Below are 20,057 nucleotides of genomic sequence, written 5' to 3' on the forward strand. Positions count from 1 at the left end.
CCTTCTTACCTGTCTTTCTTAGATTTAGTTTATCACCCGCCGTTTTTTTACGAATTAGAGGAATATTACTTGTTTTGGTACTTTCATAACTTCTCACGACTGGCATAAAAAAACCTTCCCAGATAAACTGAGAAGGCTGTTAAAAAAACGGCTTATAGGAATTCAATGACGAACTTCCCCGGGCGTCACACCCCAATACTTACGGAATACTCTTGTAAAATAGCTCACATCCCTATACCCGACACCTGCTGCGGCGTCGTATACCCTTGCTCCCTCTTGCAGGATCGCTTTGGCTCGCTCCATTTTACGTTCCAGTACATAGGTGGAAAAGGCTTTTCCTGTTTCTTGTTTGAAGAGACGGCTTAAGTAGGATGAGTTCACATACAGCCGGTCGGCGACAGCATGCAGTGTCATTTCCTGATCGATTTCATTTTCGACGAGACTTAATATCGTCTTGATCATGCTATGACTCGTCGATTTCCGCCTCTGGCTGGCATAGGTTAAATACGCCCTTATCATCCGCTGCAGCCAAGACAGAATTTGTTCCTTTGCGGCCAGCTCCAAATGATTGCGGAAATACACATAATCCTCACCGGCTACTTCCCGCACTGGCCATCCCTGTTTCTGGATCATGCAAATAAAAAGGCTTGTAAAATAAAGGATGTGCTCATGCATGTCTTCAACTGTTTCCGCTTTGGCCATGCCACTGTCCCAAAGGGCAGTTAAGGTTTCGATCGCCTTGTCGCCATCCCCCGTTTCAAGTGCGATTTCCAGCGCTTTCTCCAGGTTCGGTTGACATGTAAGTTCTGGTTCTCTCCCCTGCTCTTCCCGGTACGGGATCGCCAGATCATAACCAAGCACGATCCGATTCTGCAACGCGCGTACCGCCTGTACGTACAGCCTGTTCATATCCTCTTGACTGCCTGTTATACCGCTAATCCCCGCGCTTGCACTAAGCCTAAGGCAGCTTCGTACAGTTAAAAGCAGCTTTTCGGTCATTGCATTGATTTTCTGGAGAGCTACTCCGGGCTCTTCATTTCCATCAAGCTGGAACACAACGACCGTACAGCCCGCATAATCAGTGGACACCCAACAAGGAGTGGCCATTAAAGATTCCTTCACGATACTGCTCAGCGTAAATTGGAGCAGCGGAATATCTTTCTTGCTGAATCGGGTTTCATCCTCCGACAGCGGGTCCATATCGACTACGGCAACCGCATATTCGGCATCCTTTTGTAAATCCAGTTGAAGAACCTTGCTTTTCTGTTCAATCTCCCAAGGTTCATACTTTCCGTTCAGCCAACCTTGGAAAAATTCATTAATAAGGTTTGGAAGATTCTGCTTCCATTTTTGCTTTAGCTCATCCTCGTTATGACGTTGCTCAAGCTCGCTCTTCAAACGGTCGGCCGCTTCGAGTACCGTCTCCAATATCTCCTCGTCCCCAGCCGGTTTTAACAAATATTTCATTATACCAAGCCCCAATGCTTCTTGAGCGTAAACGAAATCGTCATGTCCGCTGAGAACGATGATTTTCAACAAAGGATCGTCTTGTCGAAGTTGCCTTGCTAATGTGAGTCCGTCCATCTCCGGCATCTGTAGGTCCAGCAAGATAATCTCAGGCTTTTTGCGGTCGATCAGCCGCAGCGCTTCCATGCCGTTTCCAGCCTGCCCGACGACCTCTATACCGTGCTTCTCCCAGGGAATATTGTTGGCTAATGCGTTTCTGAGGCGGACTTCATCTTCCACAATTAATAAATTCATAGTCGGAATCTCCTTGATGGATAAGATGTCTTCAGAACCCCTTCGCTCATGACACGGTATCTTCCTGCCTTATTCCTTCTTTGTATGTTTGGTATAAAAAGTATCATATTTGTGGCGAACTTGATAGAGCACAATGGTTACTTTCTTTGGTATTTTGACACGAAAAAAATCTCTTGGTGACGCTCACCAAGAGATTTAATGTTATTTTAGTGAATCTGTATAGGCTTTATGTCTACTCTCTCAACGCTTCTTTTAATTTCGTAGACATGCTATCCATGGAGCCCGAAGATGGACGCTTAACTCCGCGCAGTTTCGCGATTTCTTGCTTCAATCTCTCGTTTTCCAACGTTAATTTTTTGATCTGATCTAGGAGCTGTTTCTTTTCCGAGCCTTCATTATTTTCCAACGATTCCCCGCCTTTTTATTCCTATTATTTGTTCAATTCAATCGTATAAAGACGTCCAGTTTCTTCCCAAATTTCGCCTGGCTCCAAGGAAACAAGTCCAATTTGATCAGCCGGGAGATCAACGTTCGGTGCATTCACCAGATTCATTTGCGGCTCTGGGCAGAAAAACCCTTCAGAAGCGCCATTATTCCAGATCATCCACTGTTTGTAGGAAGTCCCTACATCATAAACAAGTTTGATACCTTCACGTGAATCTGTCAACTCCATATAGTTGCGGCCATTTTGCGGCGAGGTTGTATAATGATTATCCATGGATTCAAAGAACGGCGACAAACCGCCTACTTTCATCTTCTCTTCGTCAGCTGATAATGGCTGAAACTCACCAGTCGGCAGCATTCTTTCACTCATTTTCCAGCGGTTGCCGATCGTCATTTTGAACCCATAATCAGAAGCCTGACTGTTCGGCGCAAAAGGGGCATTGATCGTCGTGTGATACGCTATCAAGCAAGGCATAGCCTCTTTGCCTTCATTGTGTACGGAAATATGCTGATGCAAACCGTATGCATTCAACGTGTAAGTCAAGCGTATCGTGAATTCATGCGGTAAAAACGTATATACCGAATGCCCTTCTCTTACGCGCAAAGCTAAGGTAACACGACTCTCCGTTTCATCCGCACTAAATTTCTCAACAGCCCATGGAATATTGTGTACAAAACCGTGTAGGTGATTTCCTGTTTTCGGTTCATTGATCGGAAATTCATACACTTTGCCTTGCCAAGGAAACTTCCCGTCCTCATACCGATTGGGTGGAAATAATACCGGAATCCCGTGCACGATTGGACGTGCTTTAAACGCTTCCATCTCATCCATGGCTGGCTCACGCAAAAAGCGATATTCTTTTTCAGTATCTCTAAAAGCAATTAGATTAGCGCCAATTTCCGGTAATACAGCTGCTTCATAACGGCCAGCTTGTAACCAAACGGCTTTCTCTCCTTGGAATGTTCCTTCAAACGCTTTCGTCGTCATCTCGCGTTAACCTCCTACATAGCTGTGCCTTTAAAATTTGGACAGGCTCTTATGAATTTACTCTAAAGCATGTGAATCATGGAAGTCAATGGATGAAAATAACGCATACAATGATAAATGTGACTTTCGGAAAGGCACGAATGAGAAAACCGTTCCCCTCAAAAAGGAAGAACGGTTTCACATTTTATTAAAAACAGCTGCTATCGTTTAATGTTTCCATGCAATTTCACTCCAGCGAAGCTCGTTTCGGAACTGCAGCAGCGAGGTGTTCTTATTGATAATCACAACTTCGACTCCCGCTAATTCTGCCCAATCTACTAATTGCTCCGTACTTACGTTGTAAGAAAATACGGTGTGATGCGCGCCGCCAGCATAAATCCAAGCTTCTGCGGAATCACGCAGCGATGGTTGCGGCTTCCAAAGCACACGAGCTACAGGCAATTTAGGCATAGCTTTGACTGGCCGAACAGCATCCACTTCGTTAATCAGCAAGCGGAATCGGTTGCCCATATCGATCAGCGATGCATTCAGAGCTGCCCCTGAAGCACCGTCGAAAACGAGGCGCGCAGGATCCGCTTTACCGCCGATACCAAGCGGATGAACCTCGATCTTGGGACGCGTAGCTGCAATTGTCGGACAAATTTCTAACATATGTGCGCCAAGCACAAGCTCTTGCCCTGGCTCCATATGGTAAGTGTAATCCTCCATGAAGGATGTCCCTTTGTTGTCTGCAATGATCTTCATTACACGCGTCAATGCTGCCGTTTTCCAGTCGCCTTCACCACCGAAGCCGTATCCCTGCCCCATCAAACGCTGAACAGCAAGTCCTGGCAGCTGCTTCAACCCATGCAAATCCTCGAAAGTGGTCGTGAATGCCCCAAAGCCGCCTTCTTGCAAGAATCCCTTCAATCCAAGCTCAATGCGAGCTTGCTCGCGAATCGCTTCATGCACTGGACCTGCCGAGCGGTCTTCTGCCGTGATATCATAGACTTCATTGTATTCATCCATTAACTGATCAACCTCGGCTTCAGAGATGTCTCCTATGCGCTGCACAAGATCGCCAACCCCGTAGCCATTGATGGACCAACCAAATTTAATTTGCGCTTCCACTTTATCGCCTTCGGTCACCGCTACTTGACGCATGTTATCGCCAAACCGAGCCACTTTCAGACTACGTCCTTCTATGAAAGCAACCGCTGTACGCATCCAACCAGCAATGCGACTAAGTACTGCTGGATCTTCCCAATAACCAACAACCACTTTACGGGAAATACCCATGCGTGCACCGATAAAACCATACTCGCGATCGCCATGCGCCGCTTGATTCAGGTTCATGAAGTCCATATCAATCGTTTCCCATGGAATATCCCGATTGAACTGGGTATGTAAGTGAAGCAAGGGTTTGCGATACTCAGCGAGACCGGCAATCCACATTTTGGCTGGCGAGAATGTATGCATCCAGGTAATGATTCCTGCGCAATTGTCATCGGCATTGGCATCCAGGCAGAGCCTGCGGATGGCATCTGGTGTTGTCAGTACAGGTTTGAAAATAAGTCTACTCGGGACTGAAGAGTCACGGTCAATACCTTCTGTGATTTGTTTGGAATGCTCTTCCACTTGCAGCAGTGTCTCAGGTCCATATAAATGCTGGCTTCCGGTGACGAACCAAAATACTTTATCTGAAAAAGGGTTCATGGCTAATAGCCTCCTTGGTTGGAATGAAAGAATCCGAACTATTGACGAGCTTCCTCACGAATAGAACGAAGCTTCTTCATCACGTCATTCTCTCCGCGTCCGAAATAATCATGCAGCTTGCTGTACTCCTGATAAAGCTGCTCATAGACAGCTACATTCTCTGCGATTGGCTTGAACGTTTCTTTCCGAACACGGGCCATTTTGTGCGCAGCGTCAACGATATTATCATAGCCGCCATTGACTGCACCTGCTGCAACAGCCCCGAACATCGCTGCTCCTAGCGCTGGCGTTTGTTTGGAATCCGCGATTTTGATCTCCCGATTCGTTACATCGGCATAAATTTGCATGAGCAGCTGGTTTTTTTGCGGTAATCCGCCGCAAGCATATAATTCTTGCACTTCTACGCCGTTATTGTGGAAGGCGTCAACAATTTTACGAGTTCCGAACGCCGTAGCTTCCAATAACGTACGATAAATTTCATCTGGTTTTGTTAAGAGTGAATATCCTAAAATAAGGCCGTTTAATTCTGTGTCCACGAGTACAGACCGATTTCCATTCCACCAGTCCAAGGCAAGCAAGCCCGTTTCTCCCGGTTTGTAAGCGGATGCATGACGTTCCAGCCATTCATGCACATTCGTTCCTTCTTGCTCAGCCGCAGCTTGCACATAAGCAGGTACCCCCTGCTCCACATACCAAGCGAAAATATCTCCAACCGCCGACTGACCAGCTTCATAGCCCATATATCCAGGAATGATGCCGTCTTCTACGACGCCGCACATTCCTTCCACTTCTTTCTCTTCTGTCCCCAGCAGCATGTGACAAATGGAAGTTCCCATCGCCATGACCAATTTACCTGGTGTAACGACACCGACACCCGGTACAGCAGCATGAGCATCTACATTACCAACGGCAATGGCTGTTCCAGCTTTCAAACCCATCCTTTTAGCCATCGTTTCCGTTAATTCACCAGCTTTGGTGCCCAGTGGAACGACATCACCGCGAAGCTTGGTTTCTGTCAAATTTTCAAGACGAGGATCGAGAGCCTGAAAGAAAGCTTTACTCGGATAGCCATCTTTCTTATGCCAAATGGACTTATAGCCCGCGGTACAGCTGTTTCGGACAATTTCCGATTGACCCGTCATTTGCGAAACGACCCAATCTGCTGCTTCTAAGAAACGATCCGTTTGATCGTAAATATCAGGAGCTTCGTTTAAGATTTGCCAAACCTTCGCAATCATCCATTCGGAAGAGATTTTGCCGCCGTAACGAGGGAGGAACGATTCTCCTCTGCTTTCCGCGATCTCGTTAATCAGGTTCGCCTCGTCTTGAGCCGCATGATGCTTCCATAGCTTCACCCAGCTGTGTGGATTATTCGTTAGTTGCGGATTGAAACAAAGCGGCTGGCCTTCTTTATCAATCGGGAGTATCGTGCAGGCCGTGAAATCTATTCCAAGCCCGATAATATCGGCTGGATTCACACCGGATGCCTGCACAACCGCTGGAACAGACTGGGTCAATACATCAATGTAGTCTTGGGGATGCTGCAAAGCCCAATCATACGCAAGCTTGATCCCAGATACGGGCAGCTTCTCATCAATCACGTTGTGCGGGTATGGCGTTACGTGATCGGCAACCTCAGTTCCATCGCTCAAGTCGACTAGAACAGCACGGCCTGATTCCGTTCCATAGTCAACACCAATCGCATATCTCTTAGACATGGATAGCCTCCTTCAAATTTCAACTGTTTCTATATCCAGTATATCACTTGTACGTACAAGTTTACCATATGAATTTTTAAGACAGTTAAACTCGGATGCTTGACTCTCTAACGATTAATTCCGGCTTGTAGACTTTTCCCGTTTTACTTCCATTTGCTCGTTTATTCTGTATCATATCGATCAATATCTCAGCAGCATCAGCGCCCATTTCCGTTTTGGGATGAGAAAGTGTCGTTAATTTGACCTCTGTTGCGGTTGCTAACGAAGAGTCATCAAATCCGACTAGAGAGATATCCTGCGGCACTTGAAGACCAATTGTACGTACAGCTTCAAGCAGATGTATAGCGATCTCATCATTGTAGCAAACGAAAGCTGTTGGCCGCTCTTCCAGCTGACCGAGCATCGCTTGTGCACTTTCGTAGGGTTTGTGTCTCTTCTCCTCCGTCGAATAGTGAATGACGAATTCCGGCAGCAGCGGGATTTCATAGTGTTGATGAGCACGAATAAACCCTTTCAGCCGATTAACCCCTTGCAAGTCATCGGTCTTGAAAAACCCAGCAATACGGCGATGACCAAGCTCAATTAGGTGCTGAGCAGCTTTGAATCCGCCCTCTTCATCATCCACGACCAGAGAAGGACAATTCATCTCCGGATACCGCTCATTTATCATCAAATACGGAATATGTTGATAGTCTAAGGAAAGGTAATAGCTTAAATTCGGATTGCCTTCCGCGCTCTTGGTCGGTTCAATGATAAGGCCGCTTAAAGGTTGACTCATCATCATGTCAAGGCTTTCTTTCTCTTTTCCCTTATCATTGTCTGTGGATGACAAGAGCAGTCTGTACCCTCTCGCACGCAGGGTAGACTCCGCTCCTCTTACGATGTGGGGAAAAATATAATCAGAGATATAGGTTGTCAGAATACCTATAGTTTGCACATCTCGACTTTTTTGCGTTTGGGGTGTGGAAACGAATGTCCCTTTCCCTTGCATCCGATACAGCCAGCCTTCCTGCTCTAACTCGCCGAACGTCTGACGAACTGTTTGACGGCTCATCTGAAATTGCTCGGCTATTTCATTTTCCGATGGCATTTGATCATTCGGTTTTAGCTTCCCGGTATGAAGCCACGATAGGATTTCCTGTTTCAACTGTAAGTATTTTGGCATTTGCTTTTCTTTCATGATTCACCTCAGGTTATTGATTCTGACCGTATTATATCATTTGCCCAACTTGTATGTACATATACGGCAGTTTAGAGGTGTGCAAATAGTAAGCGCGGAAAACGCGCTTATTCTGGAGTGCACGAGGACAAGGTGCAAATCCACTGGATTATACCCTTCCATTTCCGTGTTCATTTTACAATACTTATTCACAGATCGGCATCTAACATAATTTCCTATACAATAAAAAAGGTAAGCATTGCTTACCCCAAACCCAAACAAAAGACCATACGCATTCGCATATGATCCCTTGTTCTCTAATGATGTTTAGATGTTCAAAGCTTCCAACAGCTTGTAAATCATCGCTGCCGCCTCTGCTCTCGTAGCTGCATTGTTTGCTCGGAACGTATTATCCTCATACCCTTTCAGAATACCTGCAGCTACGGCCGCGCTCACCGAAGGAGCAGCCCAATCTGGGATATTAGAAGCATCTTGAAATGATTTTAAATCAGAATCGGCTTTTCTGGCGACCGTTTTCAACGCGTTGGCGATGATCACAGACATTTCAGCTCTTGTGATGGTTTGATTGGCTTTAAAAACCGACTGACCTTTTTCTTCGTAACCGCTTATGAATCCTGCTTTTACTGCTGCGGCAACATCCGCTTTAGCCCATGTAGGTATATCACTCTGATCAGCGAAATTCACAGTACCTGCGGAATTTTGAAGTCCAAGCGCCTTGACAAGTATACTAGCGAATTGAGCTCTTGTTATGGTTTCTTCCGGGTGAAAAGTTTGATTCTCATACCCTTGAATTGCTTTCATACCAATTAGACGATCGGTATATACGGAAGCCCAATGTCCCATCAAATCTGTAAACAAAGTAGGCTGATAATTAAATACAGCAAATTTCGTAAAATGGTTAACCTGAACGGTTACCGTACCGTCTGCTTTCGGACTACCTCCGATGAATACCCATTTCTTTTGCAGCTCGTTGTAATAGTAGACTGCTACAAGGTTAGCGTCCTTGCTGTTTGGATCCTTGTTGTAATTTAACGTAATCTCAATAGGTTTATTAAACGTATGACCAGAGGTGCTAGTAAATTCCAGCACTTGGCTCAATGCTTGAAGGTTTCCTAAGGATGGTGTTTGATCTTTCGTTAAGACCGTCACATTAATCTTGCCGTCTGAGGACAAGGCATCTGCCGGAACCTTGAATTTCACTACGTCCTTGATGCTGCCTTCCGAACCCTGCGTCGCTTTTACATCAAATTGAACGGTTTTTGATGGTTCTTTAATTTCTGGCGTTTCTTTTTGTTGCTCCTTCCCTGGCGAAGGTGTGCCGGGTTCATCATTCTCATAAATATATACAGTACGAACTACCTCTTTTGCCGCATTCCCGGCCAAGTCACGAATATTATATTTAACTTCGTATGTTCCTACTTTGTCCGTGTAAACAGATCCAGTGACTGTAACTTTTTTCGTTGAGAGACCTACGTCTAAGTTATCTGTTGCTTTAGCTCCTTGTTCCGTATAAATAGAGCCTTTAGAGAGACTAATACTTGAGTCTCCAACCAGTCTGATGACTGGAGATTCTGTATCCATTATTACTGTATAACTCAGGTTTGCAATATGGTTTGTATTATCGGTGCCTCGGAAATAAAGACGGTGTTCACCTTGATCCTTAATTACAATAGGTGTATTGCTTTCATAAGGCTTATAGCTTGACTCTTTATCGTCGTCCAACGAAAACTCGATAACTGCGGACGTGCTTGGCGCATAAACACTGGCATAAACACTGACGGTAACATTCTGATTCGTCCATGTACCGCTGGTATAAGGCCCGTTCGCGGTATTCAACTTCCCATGAAGTTCAATCGTTGCTGCATTCAATCCTTTGACGATGGCAGGGAACGATTTGGTCTTGCTAACATCACCTCGAATGATCGTAGCTGTCAACGTGAGCAATGTATTGTTGGCTGGTTGGACAAGGAGCTTACCATCATGACCGATCATCGAGGGCATAGAACTTTCCCATTGTATTGTTGTACCATGCTCGCCTGTTGTCGGCAATTCGATTCCTTTAGTGACATTATTTAAATCGCCTAAGGTTAGTTTGTTGATCGTATCGGTTACAGCCTGTTGATTCGTGTAAGGCGTAGGATCCACGAAAATTGGATTCGAATAGAACCATAAATCTTTATAATTTCTGTCGTTAATATTATTAAATCGTGTGTTATCATCTGCATCATCCGTCTTCGGGTCGAGGAGCGGATTTCCTGCCGCATCCGTTTCTCCTGGAACGTTCAAACCAAGATTGGTACCTCTTAATCTAAAATATTGCTTCTTGCTTGCAGAACCCAAGTCATAGTTGATGACATTGTAACCGTCCTTATCTGTCGTCCAATCCTTACTAGTGAAAGATGCAATAACTTTGGTCGAATCGTTGGTATCCTTGTTATACGCAGGTGTTCCGGCAGCTGCCTTCCCAGTTACATCCCCAGCGATGAGATCCACATGGTCAACTTTAGGAGCTATATTAGCTGGAGTTCCACCAATTACAGGATTTTCATAGTTATTCTTAGCAGGGCTTTTAAAGCGTATCGTTAGCTTAAGATGATCCCCCTCGGTCACGGTTACCTGCGGGTTCGACGCGCCCATATCTAACTTGCCGTCATTTCCTTCAATATTAAAATCAAGTGCGTTAATCAGATCGCCATAGACAGAGAACGATTTCCCCGACCGCATGCCATTCAAGATATCCTGCATGTCAGTGCCGTTGCTCCAAGTATAATTCTTAGCATATTCGCCAGGCCAGTATCCGCTGGAGTAGGGTCCTCTAATCTTAAAATGAAAGTCGGAATTGGCAAAATTCCAATAATTCCTGCCTTCACCAAGCAGAGCGTCCCAAACACCGCCAACCTTAGCTACCATGTAATCTGTACCGCCAAAAGAGCGGAATTTATAATTCTCGTCGGCAGTAGGGTTACTTATATTATAAGTCGTATTGTAACCGCCTCGATCGGGCTCCATCTGGCCGCCAATCATACCCTCGAAGCCAAAGTTGACTTCCGGAGCCTCATTGTTGAAGTCACGCAGATCGGCTATCGTCGTCCGTGGTGTATTGCCATTTTTCCCCCTGGACGGATGTGTGATAAGTAAATAACTTTTGTCGCCAAAATTCGTTTTCAGCCAATTAACCGCGGATAAGGCATCGGCATGGGTGGAAAATCCTTTTAAAGCTCCAGAATTCTTCCATTCAGCTACATCATTAGCATTGAACGTATTTTCATCTTCTTTTGTAAACATATATTCAAATTGATTCGCAGCTTTTAATGCTTTGGATGAACCCGGGGAATCGGTTAAAATCCCTATTGCCGCATGGTCATGAGTCGGAATATCCCATTCAAATCCCGAGAAAATAGTTTTGCCCGGATACAACCCGGCGTTTTGCCAAGCATTGACCTTCGGCACTTCATATTGAATAGCTCCCTTAGATAAAGGTACGGATCCACCAGGTATATTGTGTCCGTCATCATCCCGTCTGGATGACCGCAAGTGATTGGCTGTTGCTAACCAGTCCAACCCATATTTTGTGAATGCGTTTTTCAGGCTATCCTCCAGCGATATCTGCGCATCGTCGGATTCATAAGTATGCGTATGGAATTCTCCCGTCAACCATTTCCCTTCTTTGGCACTGCCTTCTTTAACCGTTACTATAAATGGTTTGGTCGCAGATTCATTTGCTTTGGCAACCGTAGCTGTTAAAGTCACTGTTGCATCGCCGGAGCCGGAAGCAGGACGATGTATAGTGCCATCATTTTCAATGACGGAGGTGTTGCTGGAAGCCCAACTAATATTTGTTCCGGTTGCCCCGGTTTTAGGTAAATCCAGATTTCTCGTTACTTGTTTGAAATTAGATAACTGAATAGCCATTACATCATTAGCGAGTGTCTGAATCTCTGCTCCATTCAAAGCCCGGCTGTAAACACGGAAGTCATCAAACTTCCCGACAAAGTAAGGATCGTTACCTTGCTGCGGCTTGCCTAAATAATTATTTGGAGTCTTCCCCAAATCAGCAGGCTTGTTGCCGTTTAAATCAATACTCTTACTATGGATTCCGTCTACATAAATATTTGCAGTCGCTCCGGAAATAACAACCGCTACATGCGTCCACACACCTGCTGGAACGTTGCTGATATGATCGCCGATCTGATTTCCTTCACGGTTATAGAAGAAATAATAGCCTTCGTTATCGATCGTCAAAGCAAGTGAATTTCTATTACCGGGTTCGCCCTTACCGAAATCAAATATTCTCGACCATTGCTTTCTATCATCTATTTTTACCCAAGTGGCCACTGTGAAATTTTCTGTATTCTCAGGAATTCCCGTAGACATCTCCACATATGCATTGGTTTCCTCTGAATTGGTTCCCCCTAAAGATACCCCTCCAGCATTTAATCCGTCTGTCCAATCTGCTCCGTCTTTCAGCTTGGCACTAGTTCCGCCAGCTGCTGAATTCGGGGCTTCAGAACCGTATTTTTCATCGAATTTGAAATGTGAAGTCACCGAACCATCGAGATACTCGGCCATTATATCATCAATCAATTTTTGCGTAGTTGTACTAATAACTGGCTTTGTCGCCTTATACCCGTACGGAAAGCTCATACTTTCGTTATCCATCGGAATCGAATTGTAATCGAATGTTAACTTGTTATCGACAGATAACGTGATTTTCATTTGTACCAAGTCTTTGCCACGGTCTCTACCGATAATCAATGGAATACCATTCACAACTGTTTTTAAATTTCTGTGAGCGTGAGCACCCAGTACGGCATCTACACCCACCAATTTATTGGTAATATCAATAATAGGACCACTGAAATCATTTTGTTCACTGAACTCTTCATGTATGTTTGCAACTTGATGCAGGAATTCCTTGACCGATCATGAGGCTAACAAGCGTCAAACTAACAATGAAACGCTTCAATTTTTTAGTAAGCATTTTTCTCCACCTATCCATTTTTTGTTTCTTTCTTCTGTTTGCGCGAATGCTAGTCTCTCTCTCTCTCTCTCTCTCTCTCTCTCTCTCTCTCTCTTATCAGAGTTCTTGTTGTGTCAAGCAAATTATAACAAACAGAATTCAACTGGTGGGTTAAGTAATTGTTAATTTGTACCGGGTAAAACAAAAGCAGCACGCCCTCTGTCGAGGAACGTACTGCTATTACTTGACATTAAATCGGATAAAATGATCAGTCAATATAAACACGAATATGCTGAATCGCATTATAGCCATAACCGTTTACATTCCAATCTGCCATTTCGCTTTGAGTGTTACCTGCTGCATCCTTGGCTCTAACTTTAATGTCGTAGGTTCCGGGTTCAGTTACCGTCCATTTCCAACACCAGCGCCTCCAAGAATAAGCTTCTTGTTGTTCCATCCAAGATGCAACTAGCCAGCTGTTTCCATTGTCAATACTTATCTCTACTTGTACGACTGGGGCACTGCCAGATATCGCAATTCCCCATATCCAATTCTCCCCTCTTGCCAATACCTCCTGATCTGTTGGCCCCGCAATGGTCGAATTGAGACGAATGGTTGTAATCGGTTCTGGAGCGAATGGTGTTAATGGTTTTCGATTAAATACATAATCTACGACTTGGAAAGGTCCCTGGAAGGGTTCCTCTATGACGACAATACGGTGAAGCCATTTGACTGATGCCATTCCATACCATCCTGGAACAATTAATCTTGCTGGATAGCCGTGACGAAAGGGGAGCGGTTTGCCATTCATGTATAGGGCTACAATCGTATCGGGATGCAGAGCACGCTCGAGAGATAAACTTCTTTTATAGGAAAATACGCCTGGCATATCTGTTCGAGCTCCCTTATCCATGCCCTCAAACGTTACTTCACGTGCATTCCCTTGAACATCGGCTGCATGCAATAGATCTTGAAGACGAACCCCTGTCCAAACCGCATGACTAATAGCCCCAAGTCCCCACTGCTCGCCGCGAGTTTTCGGTTCAAAAAACGATCTTTTATCCCCAACACATTCGAGCGTTACGGGCAGTGTAACTTGAGGCATGTTCAAGAGATTATCGTACCGAAAATAAAGTGGTTTGTTTACACATCCCTCGATTGAAAGTCTCCAAAAGCGCATATCCACATTTGGATATGGAAAATGGTTTCGTCTATAAAACAGATGTTCCGGCGTAATTCGACTGGACAGTGACAGCATGGGGAATTCTTGATTTTCCGGCATGATTCTATGTGTAATCAAATGAGGCGAATACAACAATGTAACCATCCTTTCATAAGAACAATATCTTACTAAAGGATATGGACCGCATGTTGAATTGAGACTCCTAATCCGCAATGTATGTTGCGATATTATGATCTTTTGATTATGAGATCCTGCGCAAATTCTGTAATCAATTTCTTCATGAAAGGGTTGATAGGCGTGTGTTTCTCTAAAAAAGAAATAATTTCTAAGGCTGATTCGGGACATCGCTCATATCCTTGAATCATATTCGATAACGAGGCAGCCAAAGCAGGGAATCGCTGCTCATAACGCCGCTCATTTTGAAAAGGATCCTTAAAGCAGGCTTCTTCTTTCGCAAATAACTGCGAGCAAGCTAATAACTTATCTAATGCGCTGTTTTGAATATGTCTGGTAGCCGACAGTTTCTCGCCGCGTGCGTATCGACATAAGCCTACATAGAGACTGGACAAAATCTCACCTACTGCATAATTGATATCCTGAGGGTTTACATCATAGCTGCTTGAATAGGTAGGCGCTGTAATAGCTGGGTCAAAACCTTCCTCACACCAAATCATACGGCCTGTCCCATGCGGAATTTGTTTGACCTCATCGGCTTCAAGAATGCCAAAATCGCAAACTATCCCGTCCTCATAGAAAAGCTTGTACCCATCAGCCGTAAATGGATAGTAATATCCTACAGGGCTGACTGAGGTCAGCCAATCCAGATTTTCATCTACTTTGCTCAAACATACCTCCACTACATCTCATTTATGCAATGAGGTATGAAAGCAGGTATGCAAAGGAACTAATGATATAACCCAATTCTTGAATTTGAATTCTATAAATGAAAAGGAACTGTCGATTGACAGTCCCTTTTCATACATGAGCATGCTTCTTTACTAGAATTTTTGCCCGCCTATTTCCATACATTAGATTATGCCCTTCACTTGAAAGGAGTCCTGCTATGTACAATTATCCAATTAATAAGTCGGCCTCTTTTCCTAATTTTAAATGCCCGCCTACCATAGAAGTCCTAGGAATGGGAACAGCAGCTGCAGCTCCCGACAGAGCGGTAGTCGTACTGGGTGCCGTAACCGAAGGTCCTGTCTTGCCTGCTGTCCAAACCGAAAACGCAAAAATCATAACCTCGATCATTCAGTCCTTATTAAAATTAAACATTCCCAGAGAAAAGATACAAACGCATGATTTTAGGATTGAAATTCAATACGATTATCAAGAAGGGAAGCAGATTTTTCGAGGCTATAAAGTAACCCATCTCTTGCAAATCATCAACGATAAAGTCGAGCTGACAGGAATTCTCGTTGACACTGCCGTTTCTAGTGGCGCCAATAACATCACCGACATTAAGTTTACGACATCACAGCCCGAAATTTACGAGAATCAGGCCTTATCGCTTGCCATTCGCAACGCACGTCAAAAGGCGGTGACCATTGCAAATACACTGGGAGTTACTCTTTTCACAGTCCCAAGCCAAATTCAAGAAATTGCAAGTAGTGCCGAACCGATCCCCTATGCAACCGCAGTGTTTACCAAAAGTGCCGTCACCCCAATCGAACCGGGACAATTAACGATTTATGCCAAAGTGCGCGTGTGGTACATGTTCGCAGACCGATGAACGAATCTAACACCTTGAATCATTAGGAGGTAAATTACTAAAGTGGATAAAAAGAGGACTTGTCGACTCATCCGCTCATCTCGAACTTATCATGGAAAACAAGGGCTTGATTATGCGGAAGCCATATCGAAAGAGAGCGTTGATGCTCAAGGGATCTGCATGCATTTATTGACTATTCCGCCAGGAAAAAGAGCGAAGGCTCACCTGCATCAAGATCATGAGACAGCCATTTATATGCTTCATGGAAAATCTGCAATGTGGTATGGTGAGAATCTTGAGCTGCATATGGAATTAGATGTGGGTGACTTTCTTTACATCCCAGCAGGGATGCCCCATCTTCCCTATAATCCGAGTTAAACTGAGCCCTGCACGGCTCTTATTGCTCGTACTGATCCTAATGAACAGGAGAGTGTCCTCCTACTTCCCGAACTTGAAGCCGAATGGCAAAAGGATCAGTTATTAGCAGATTAGCGCAACGGATGCTGCAAAATCTGCCATATAGTAAAAACAAGGTTGAACACCACAGGTGTCCAGCCTTATTTCCATTGTTTCCAATAAATGTTATTTATTACTTACTGTGTTACAGTAATCACCATGGCCGTTAATCCCCTGCTATTGATGGAAGCATCCGTTATACCGTTAGCTGAACCTGAAATTGTGAACGTGTAATTATAGGTTCCTGGACCCGGATTATCTACCCAAGTTAGCGCAGTCGTTACGGCAGCTTGCGGAAAAAGGGCCTGACCCTGGTTTTGGAGCATGACAGCCTGATCCGTTGTTACGATGTCATCTTGATTTCTGGAAATAGAGCTATCCACCGAATAATTTTGAACCGTGATAAAATTAATGTTTGCAAATGCATCTAATTTGACCACCTGATTAGCTAGCAGTGTTATTGGCGGTAACATTAACTCTGTCGTAGCGTCTCCCGCTCCTTGGATAATGATAAAGGGGACAGGAAGGTTGCTTCCTGCGAATCGAACATCGACGATACCGGATGGTCCCGTCATCCCAGTTAATCCCGCCGGGCCTTGCGCGCCTTGGAGTCCTTGAGCACCTGTTGCTCCTGTTGTTCCTGTTGCTCCTGTCGCTCCTGTTGGTCCAGTCGTTCCCGTAGGAGCTTGTGAACCTTGTAACCCCTGCAAGCCTTGCGGACCTTGTGGACCAATCGGACCAACAGGCCCTTGGAGCCCGATCGGTCCCTGGGGACCGACTGCGTTACCTGCTTGACTAGCAGCTGTTGCGGCGTTTATAGCACCAGCACCAATCAATTGCACAATGTTCGATGTGATATTGTTAACGACGCTGGGAGCAAGTTTGTCTAGTGTGATGGCCCTCCTAGCTATCTTGGATCCACTAACAGATCTTGGAGCAAGTTCCCTTCTCGTTACTGCCCTCACTGCTAATTGGTCTGATGTTATAAGCTTTTCAAGCTTCTTAACTTCTCTCCTCAGAGCTTGTATATCATTATCTACGCTTGATAACGTTCGTCTTCTAGCCAATGCCATCATCTTCCTCATATCCTTCTAGCTATAACAAACTACCCACATTATATGAGGATGGTAATATGACACGGCACGATGTTTGTCTTGGTTCATTCACCTAAAAGATCAAGTCGTTAACTTAGCATATACACCAAAGAACAGCATTACTTCTCCAATAACCATGTAATTTGGCAAAATAACAAACAAATCCACCGCGAAAAAAATCCCGAGCAACCCCACTAGAAATACTAAATGATACATGCCTAATCTCAAATGTGCGTGTCGATATTTATGGAAAACCAACGTAGTTGAGAAAAAGTAAAGCAGAACAGATCCAAAAATAAAGCTTAGCATAAAAGAATAATTTAATTGTTTCAAAAATAACAATTGGATCGAAGCTGCAATCATACACATGGATAAATAAATGAATAGATGGCCATAAATGATAGTTTGCCCGGCGGTTTCTAATGTCTTATTCACTTTCTTTTCAACATTATCGAAATATTGCCACCATATAGCAATAATTAATAGAAAAGTGACAGACGCAAATAAAATAGATGGCCACGTCCAGTCGCTAGACTGCAAAACTGCAAGTATACTGATGACGGATTCACCAAGAAGAATGAGTGTAAACAAGGAGAAGCGTTCTAACAGATGATGCGTATTTATAGGGCTTTTCACCAAGTGGTGCCGACCGATTAATGGGAGAAAAATGTCGATTATAATTCCCGCATATAAAACGGCATAACGAATCCATGAGTCGAAGAAAAGTGAGCAAGAAGATATCACTAATCCAATCCAAAAGCGGCTTCCTAAATAACGGGCTGTTATTTTTCTATGTGCTTCTTCTTTTTTATGTACGGAAAGATATTGGATGGCTGTCATTGCTCTCAAACCAACATAGCCTATCAAGAAGGGAACATAATACTGATCAAAATTAACCGATAGACTGGCCGTCATGATGAGTACAAAGAATAATTGTAGAATCAGAAATATGCGGTGAGATAAAATATCTCGTCCAAACCGATTTACAAAGAGGGATTGCCCCACCCAAGCCCACCAAATCGGAACAAATATGAGTACGAATTTGGCTAAATATTCAAGAGGAATGACTCCATTTTCGACATGTAATAAAACATGACTCGCTTTAGAAACTGCCGCTACAAAAAGCAGATCATAAAAAAGTTCCAGCCAGGTCACTTTCTTCTCAGCAAACGCTGTAATTTGTTGAGCTCCCGATGTGTGTTGATTCATTATTCCACTCCTTTGCATTGGATCTAGTCGTAAAATGCTATCCACATTTTAACATACAGGCCTATCAAATTAATTATATTTTTCATCTGTTTCAACTTTTTTCGTTGATAGGATGCCCACAAATTGGAAAGTAACAAACACCCCTGCAGTTGCGTCTAACTATTATCAAAGAAAACTTAGTAAGGGTGTTTGAATATGAAGATTAAAAACGGCTTATTTGGCATGGCCACATTTACGCTGATGACCATGATGCTGATCCCTGCAACCTCCGTACATGCCGAGGTGAATCAGTCCCCTTCTGTACTTCTGGACGGGCGTCCGCTGTCCTTTCAGACTCCTCCCGTGATCGAAAACGGCTATAGTCTCGTTCCGATGCGTCCCATTTTTGAGGCTGAGGGTGCCGCAATTTCTTGGGATGAGAGCACACGAACCGTTACTGCCCTTAAAGATGGCGTCGTCCTTACATACCGAATTGGAGATACTGTCGCTTATAAAAACCATGAACGGCTCGAGATGCCTGTGTCAGGTAAAATTATCGACGGATTTACCATGGTTCCAGTGCGATTTATTAGCGAAGCACTAGGCAATATCGTGAAATGGCATGAATATTCCCGTTCGATTACTATTTCATCAGCTCATGACTATGAAACTACCATCGAATACGGAGTCAATCTGCGCGACTCTCCAGCAAAAGATACGGATGCCCGTGTTCTCCGATTACTTTCGAAAAGCGAGAAAATCCACGTAATCCGAGAAATCGACGCAAATTGGCTAGAGGTGCAGACCAAAGACAATACAATTGGTTTCATCTCGGCTGCACCGATGTATACCGATTACGCCAGCCCAGCATTGGCTGAAAAGAAAGCCGACGAATTGCTCGCCTATGGATCCAAATTCCTGGGAACCCCTTACGAGTTCGGTGCCGCTTCCGGCCAAACGAATACGTTTGATTGCTCTTCTTTCGTCCGACATGTTTTCAACGAAGTGCTGTCCATCGATCTCCCGCGAGTCTCCTACGACCAAGCCAAGAAAGGGAAAGAAATCAGCATCGACCAAATACGCAAAGGCGATCTGCTGTTCTTCAGCGCTCGCGGGCTCGATATCGGCCACGTTGGCATCTATGCGGGAGACGGAAAAATCCTTCATACTTATTCGAAAGAGCTTGGCGTTCACATCGCAGACTTCGATGAGAAATGGAAAAAGCGTTTTGTTACGGCTAGGAGATTATTCTAAATGAGAAAGAGTCATGTTGCGATTGCAGCATGACTCTTATTTTTTAGTAGTAGGCTTCATCGTAAAGCAAATGCTATTTCTTCTTAAAAAAGAAAGATGAAAACGTAGTAAGATAATCCCAATTATATACACACCAACCGAATACCACATTGACCAGTTATTATAGGTCAGATAATTTACACGTATGGCTATCCATTCAAAGACAATGGAAAATAGCGTGCATCCAATTAAATAAGCGAAAAACTTGAATCTACTCAATGGCATAAAGTTTAATATTATAATACCTACCGCCCCTGGAAAAACAGTTTGGATCACAACAACTTGCCATTGTATGCCATGACCAAGTTGATCATAAAGATGTAAATCAAGGTCTAACAACTGATCAGTGACACGAGTAGCAAACGCCATGAATAACCAAGTAC

At 44.2% G+C, this 20,057-nt stretch carries 14 protein-coding genes; 3 read left to right on the plus strand and 11 right to left on the minus strand.

Annotation, left to right across the window (positions count from 1 at the left end; translation table 11 throughout):
* Positions 1 to 162 precede the first annotated feature (162 nt).
* The 9 genes from G519_RS0107590 to G519_RS50015 all read right to left on the minus strand — a co-directional run bounded on the left by G519_RS0107590 (position 163) and on the right by G519_RS50015 (position 14,774).
* Positions 163 to 1,761 (minus strand): response regulator, encoded by a 1,599-nt coding sequence (locus G519_RS0107590; RefSeq protein WP_029194166.1) that lies wholly within the window; start codon positions 1,759 to 1,761, stop codon positions 163 to 165.
* 232 nt (positions 1,762 to 1,993) lie between these two features.
* A complete protein-coding gene (locus G519_RS50010; protein ID WP_154669549.1) occupies positions 1,994 to 2,167 on the minus strand; it encodes a hypothetical protein in 174 nt (57 codons plus the stop codon).
* A 24-nt stretch (positions 2,168 to 2,191) separates the two neighbouring features.
* Entirely contained in the window at positions 2,192 to 3,193 is a 1,002-nt protein-coding gene (locus G519_RS0107600; RefSeq protein WP_029194167.1) for an aldose 1-epimerase, read from the minus strand.
* Between the two features lie 207 nt (positions 3,194 to 3,400).
* The gene (gene araA / locus G519_RS0107610; protein WP_029194168.1) at positions 3,401 to 4,888 is read right to left on the minus strand and encodes an L-arabinose isomerase; all 1,488 of its coding nucleotides are present in this window, start codon (positions 4,886 to 4,888) and stop codon (positions 3,401 to 3,403) included.
* A gap of 38 nt (positions 4,889 to 4,926) precedes the next feature.
* A complete protein-coding gene (locus G519_RS0107615; protein ID WP_029194169.1) occupies positions 4,927 to 6,606 on the minus strand; it encodes a ribulokinase in 1,680 nt (559 codons plus the stop codon).
* An 85-nt stretch (positions 6,607 to 6,691) separates the two neighbouring features.
* Positions 6,692 to 7,786, minus strand: coding sequence for a GntR family transcriptional regulator (locus G519_RS0107620; RefSeq protein ID WP_029194170.1), 1,095 nt, complete (start codon positions 7,784 to 7,786; stop codon positions 6,692 to 6,694).
* 306 nt (positions 7,787 to 8,092) lie between these two features.
* Positions 8,093 to 12,541 (minus strand): immunoglobulin-like domain-containing protein, encoded by a 4,449-nt coding sequence (locus G519_RS48400; protein WP_127528197.1) that lies wholly within the window; start codon positions 12,539 to 12,541, stop codon positions 8,093 to 8,095.
* A 473-nt stretch (positions 12,542 to 13,014) separates the two neighbouring features.
* Complete coding sequence (locus G519_RS0107635) at positions 13,015 to 14,064, minus strand: sulfite oxidase (protein ID WP_161632909.1); 1,050 nt, start codon at positions 14,062 to 14,064, stop codon at positions 13,015 to 13,017.
* A 92-nt stretch (positions 14,065 to 14,156) separates the two neighbouring features.
* Positions 14,157 to 14,774 carry a hypothetical protein gene (locus G519_RS50015; RefSeq protein ID WP_051253232.1) on the minus strand — a complete coding sequence of 206 codons (618 nt, stop codon included), beginning with the start codon at positions 14,772 to 14,774 and terminating at the stop codon, positions 14,157 to 14,159.
* Positions 14,775 to 14,992: 218 nt separating this feature from the next.
* On the opposite strand from G519_RS50015, the gene G519_RS0107645 reads away from it, so the two are divergent.
* Positions 14,993 to 15,664: an SIMPL domain-containing protein gene (locus G519_RS0107645; protein WP_029194172.1), complete on the plus strand. Its 672-nt coding sequence runs from the start codon at positions 14,993 to 14,995 to the stop codon at positions 15,662 to 15,664.
* A 42-nt stretch (positions 15,665 to 15,706) separates the two neighbouring features.
* Positions 15,707 to 16,021 (plus strand): cupin domain-containing protein, encoded by a 315-nt coding sequence (locus G519_RS42185; protein WP_208860881.1) that lies wholly within the window; start codon positions 15,707 to 15,709, stop codon positions 16,019 to 16,021.
* Positions 16,022 to 16,236: 215 nt separating this feature from the next.
* Here G519_RS42185 and G519_RS52930 read toward each other — a convergent pair whose 3' ends face one another.
* The gene (locus G519_RS52930) at positions 16,237 to 17,166 is read right to left on the minus strand and encodes a collagen-like protein (RefSeq protein WP_218033610.1); all 930 of its coding nucleotides are present in this window, start codon (positions 17,164 to 17,166) and stop codon (positions 16,237 to 16,239) included.
* A 108-nt stretch (positions 17,167 to 17,274) separates the two neighbouring features.
* Positions 17,275 to 18,402, minus strand: coding sequence for a low temperature requirement protein A (locus tag G519_RS0107660; RefSeq protein ID WP_051253234.1), 1,128 nt, complete (start codon positions 18,400 to 18,402; stop codon positions 17,275 to 17,277).
* Between the two features lie 195 nt (positions 18,403 to 18,597).
* Here G519_RS0107660 and G519_RS0107665 point away from each other — a divergent pair, with 195 nt between their 5' ends.
* Positions 18,598 to 19,635 carry a stalk domain-containing protein gene (locus tag G519_RS0107665; RefSeq protein WP_029194175.1) on the plus strand — a complete coding sequence of 346 codons (1,038 nt, stop codon included), beginning with the start codon at positions 18,598 to 18,600 and terminating at the stop codon, positions 19,633 to 19,635.
* The last annotated feature ends 422 nt before the right edge of the window (positions 19,636 to 20,057 follow it).

Source organism: Paenibacillus alginolyticus DSM 5050 = NBRC 15375 (genome assembly GCF_000422905.1).
GTDB lineage: Bacteria > Bacillota > Bacilli > Paenibacillales > NBRC-103111 > Paenibacillus_E > Paenibacillus_E alginolyticus.

What these genes read in the sequence shown, in the direction of transcription:
- G519_RS0107660 (WP_051253234.1), bottom strand. Translation starts at nt 18,402, where the DNA reads ATGAATCAACACACATCGGGAGCTCAACAAATTACAGCGTTTGCTGAG.
- G519_RS0107665 (WP_029194175.1), top strand. Translation starts at nt 18,598, where the DNA reads ATGAAGATTAAAAACGGCTTATTTGGCATGGCCACATTTACGCTGATG.
- G519_RS0107590 (WP_029194166.1), bottom strand. Translation starts at nt 1,761, where the DNA reads ATGAATTTATTAATTGTGGAAGATGAAGTCCGCCTCAGAAACGCATTA.
- G519_RS0107600 (WP_029194167.1), bottom strand. Translation starts at nt 3,193, where the DNA reads ATGACGACGAAAGCGTTTGAAGGAACATTCCAAGGAGAGAAAGCCGTT.
- araA (WP_029194168.1), bottom strand. Translation starts at nt 4,888, where the DNA reads ATGAACCCTTTTTCAGATAAAGTATTTTGGTTCGTCACCGGAAGCCAG.
- G519_RS0107620 (WP_029194170.1), bottom strand. Translation starts at nt 7,786, where the DNA reads ATGAAAGAAAAGCAAATGCCAAAATACTTACAGTTGAAACAGGAAATC.
- G519_RS0107645 (WP_029194172.1), top strand. Translation starts at nt 14,993, where the DNA reads ATGTACAATTATCCAATTAATAAGTCGGCCTCTTTTCCTAATTTTAAA.
- G519_RS0107615 (WP_029194169.1), bottom strand. Translation starts at nt 6,606, where the DNA reads ATGTCTAAGAGATATGCGATTGGTGTTGACTATGGAACGGAATCAGGC.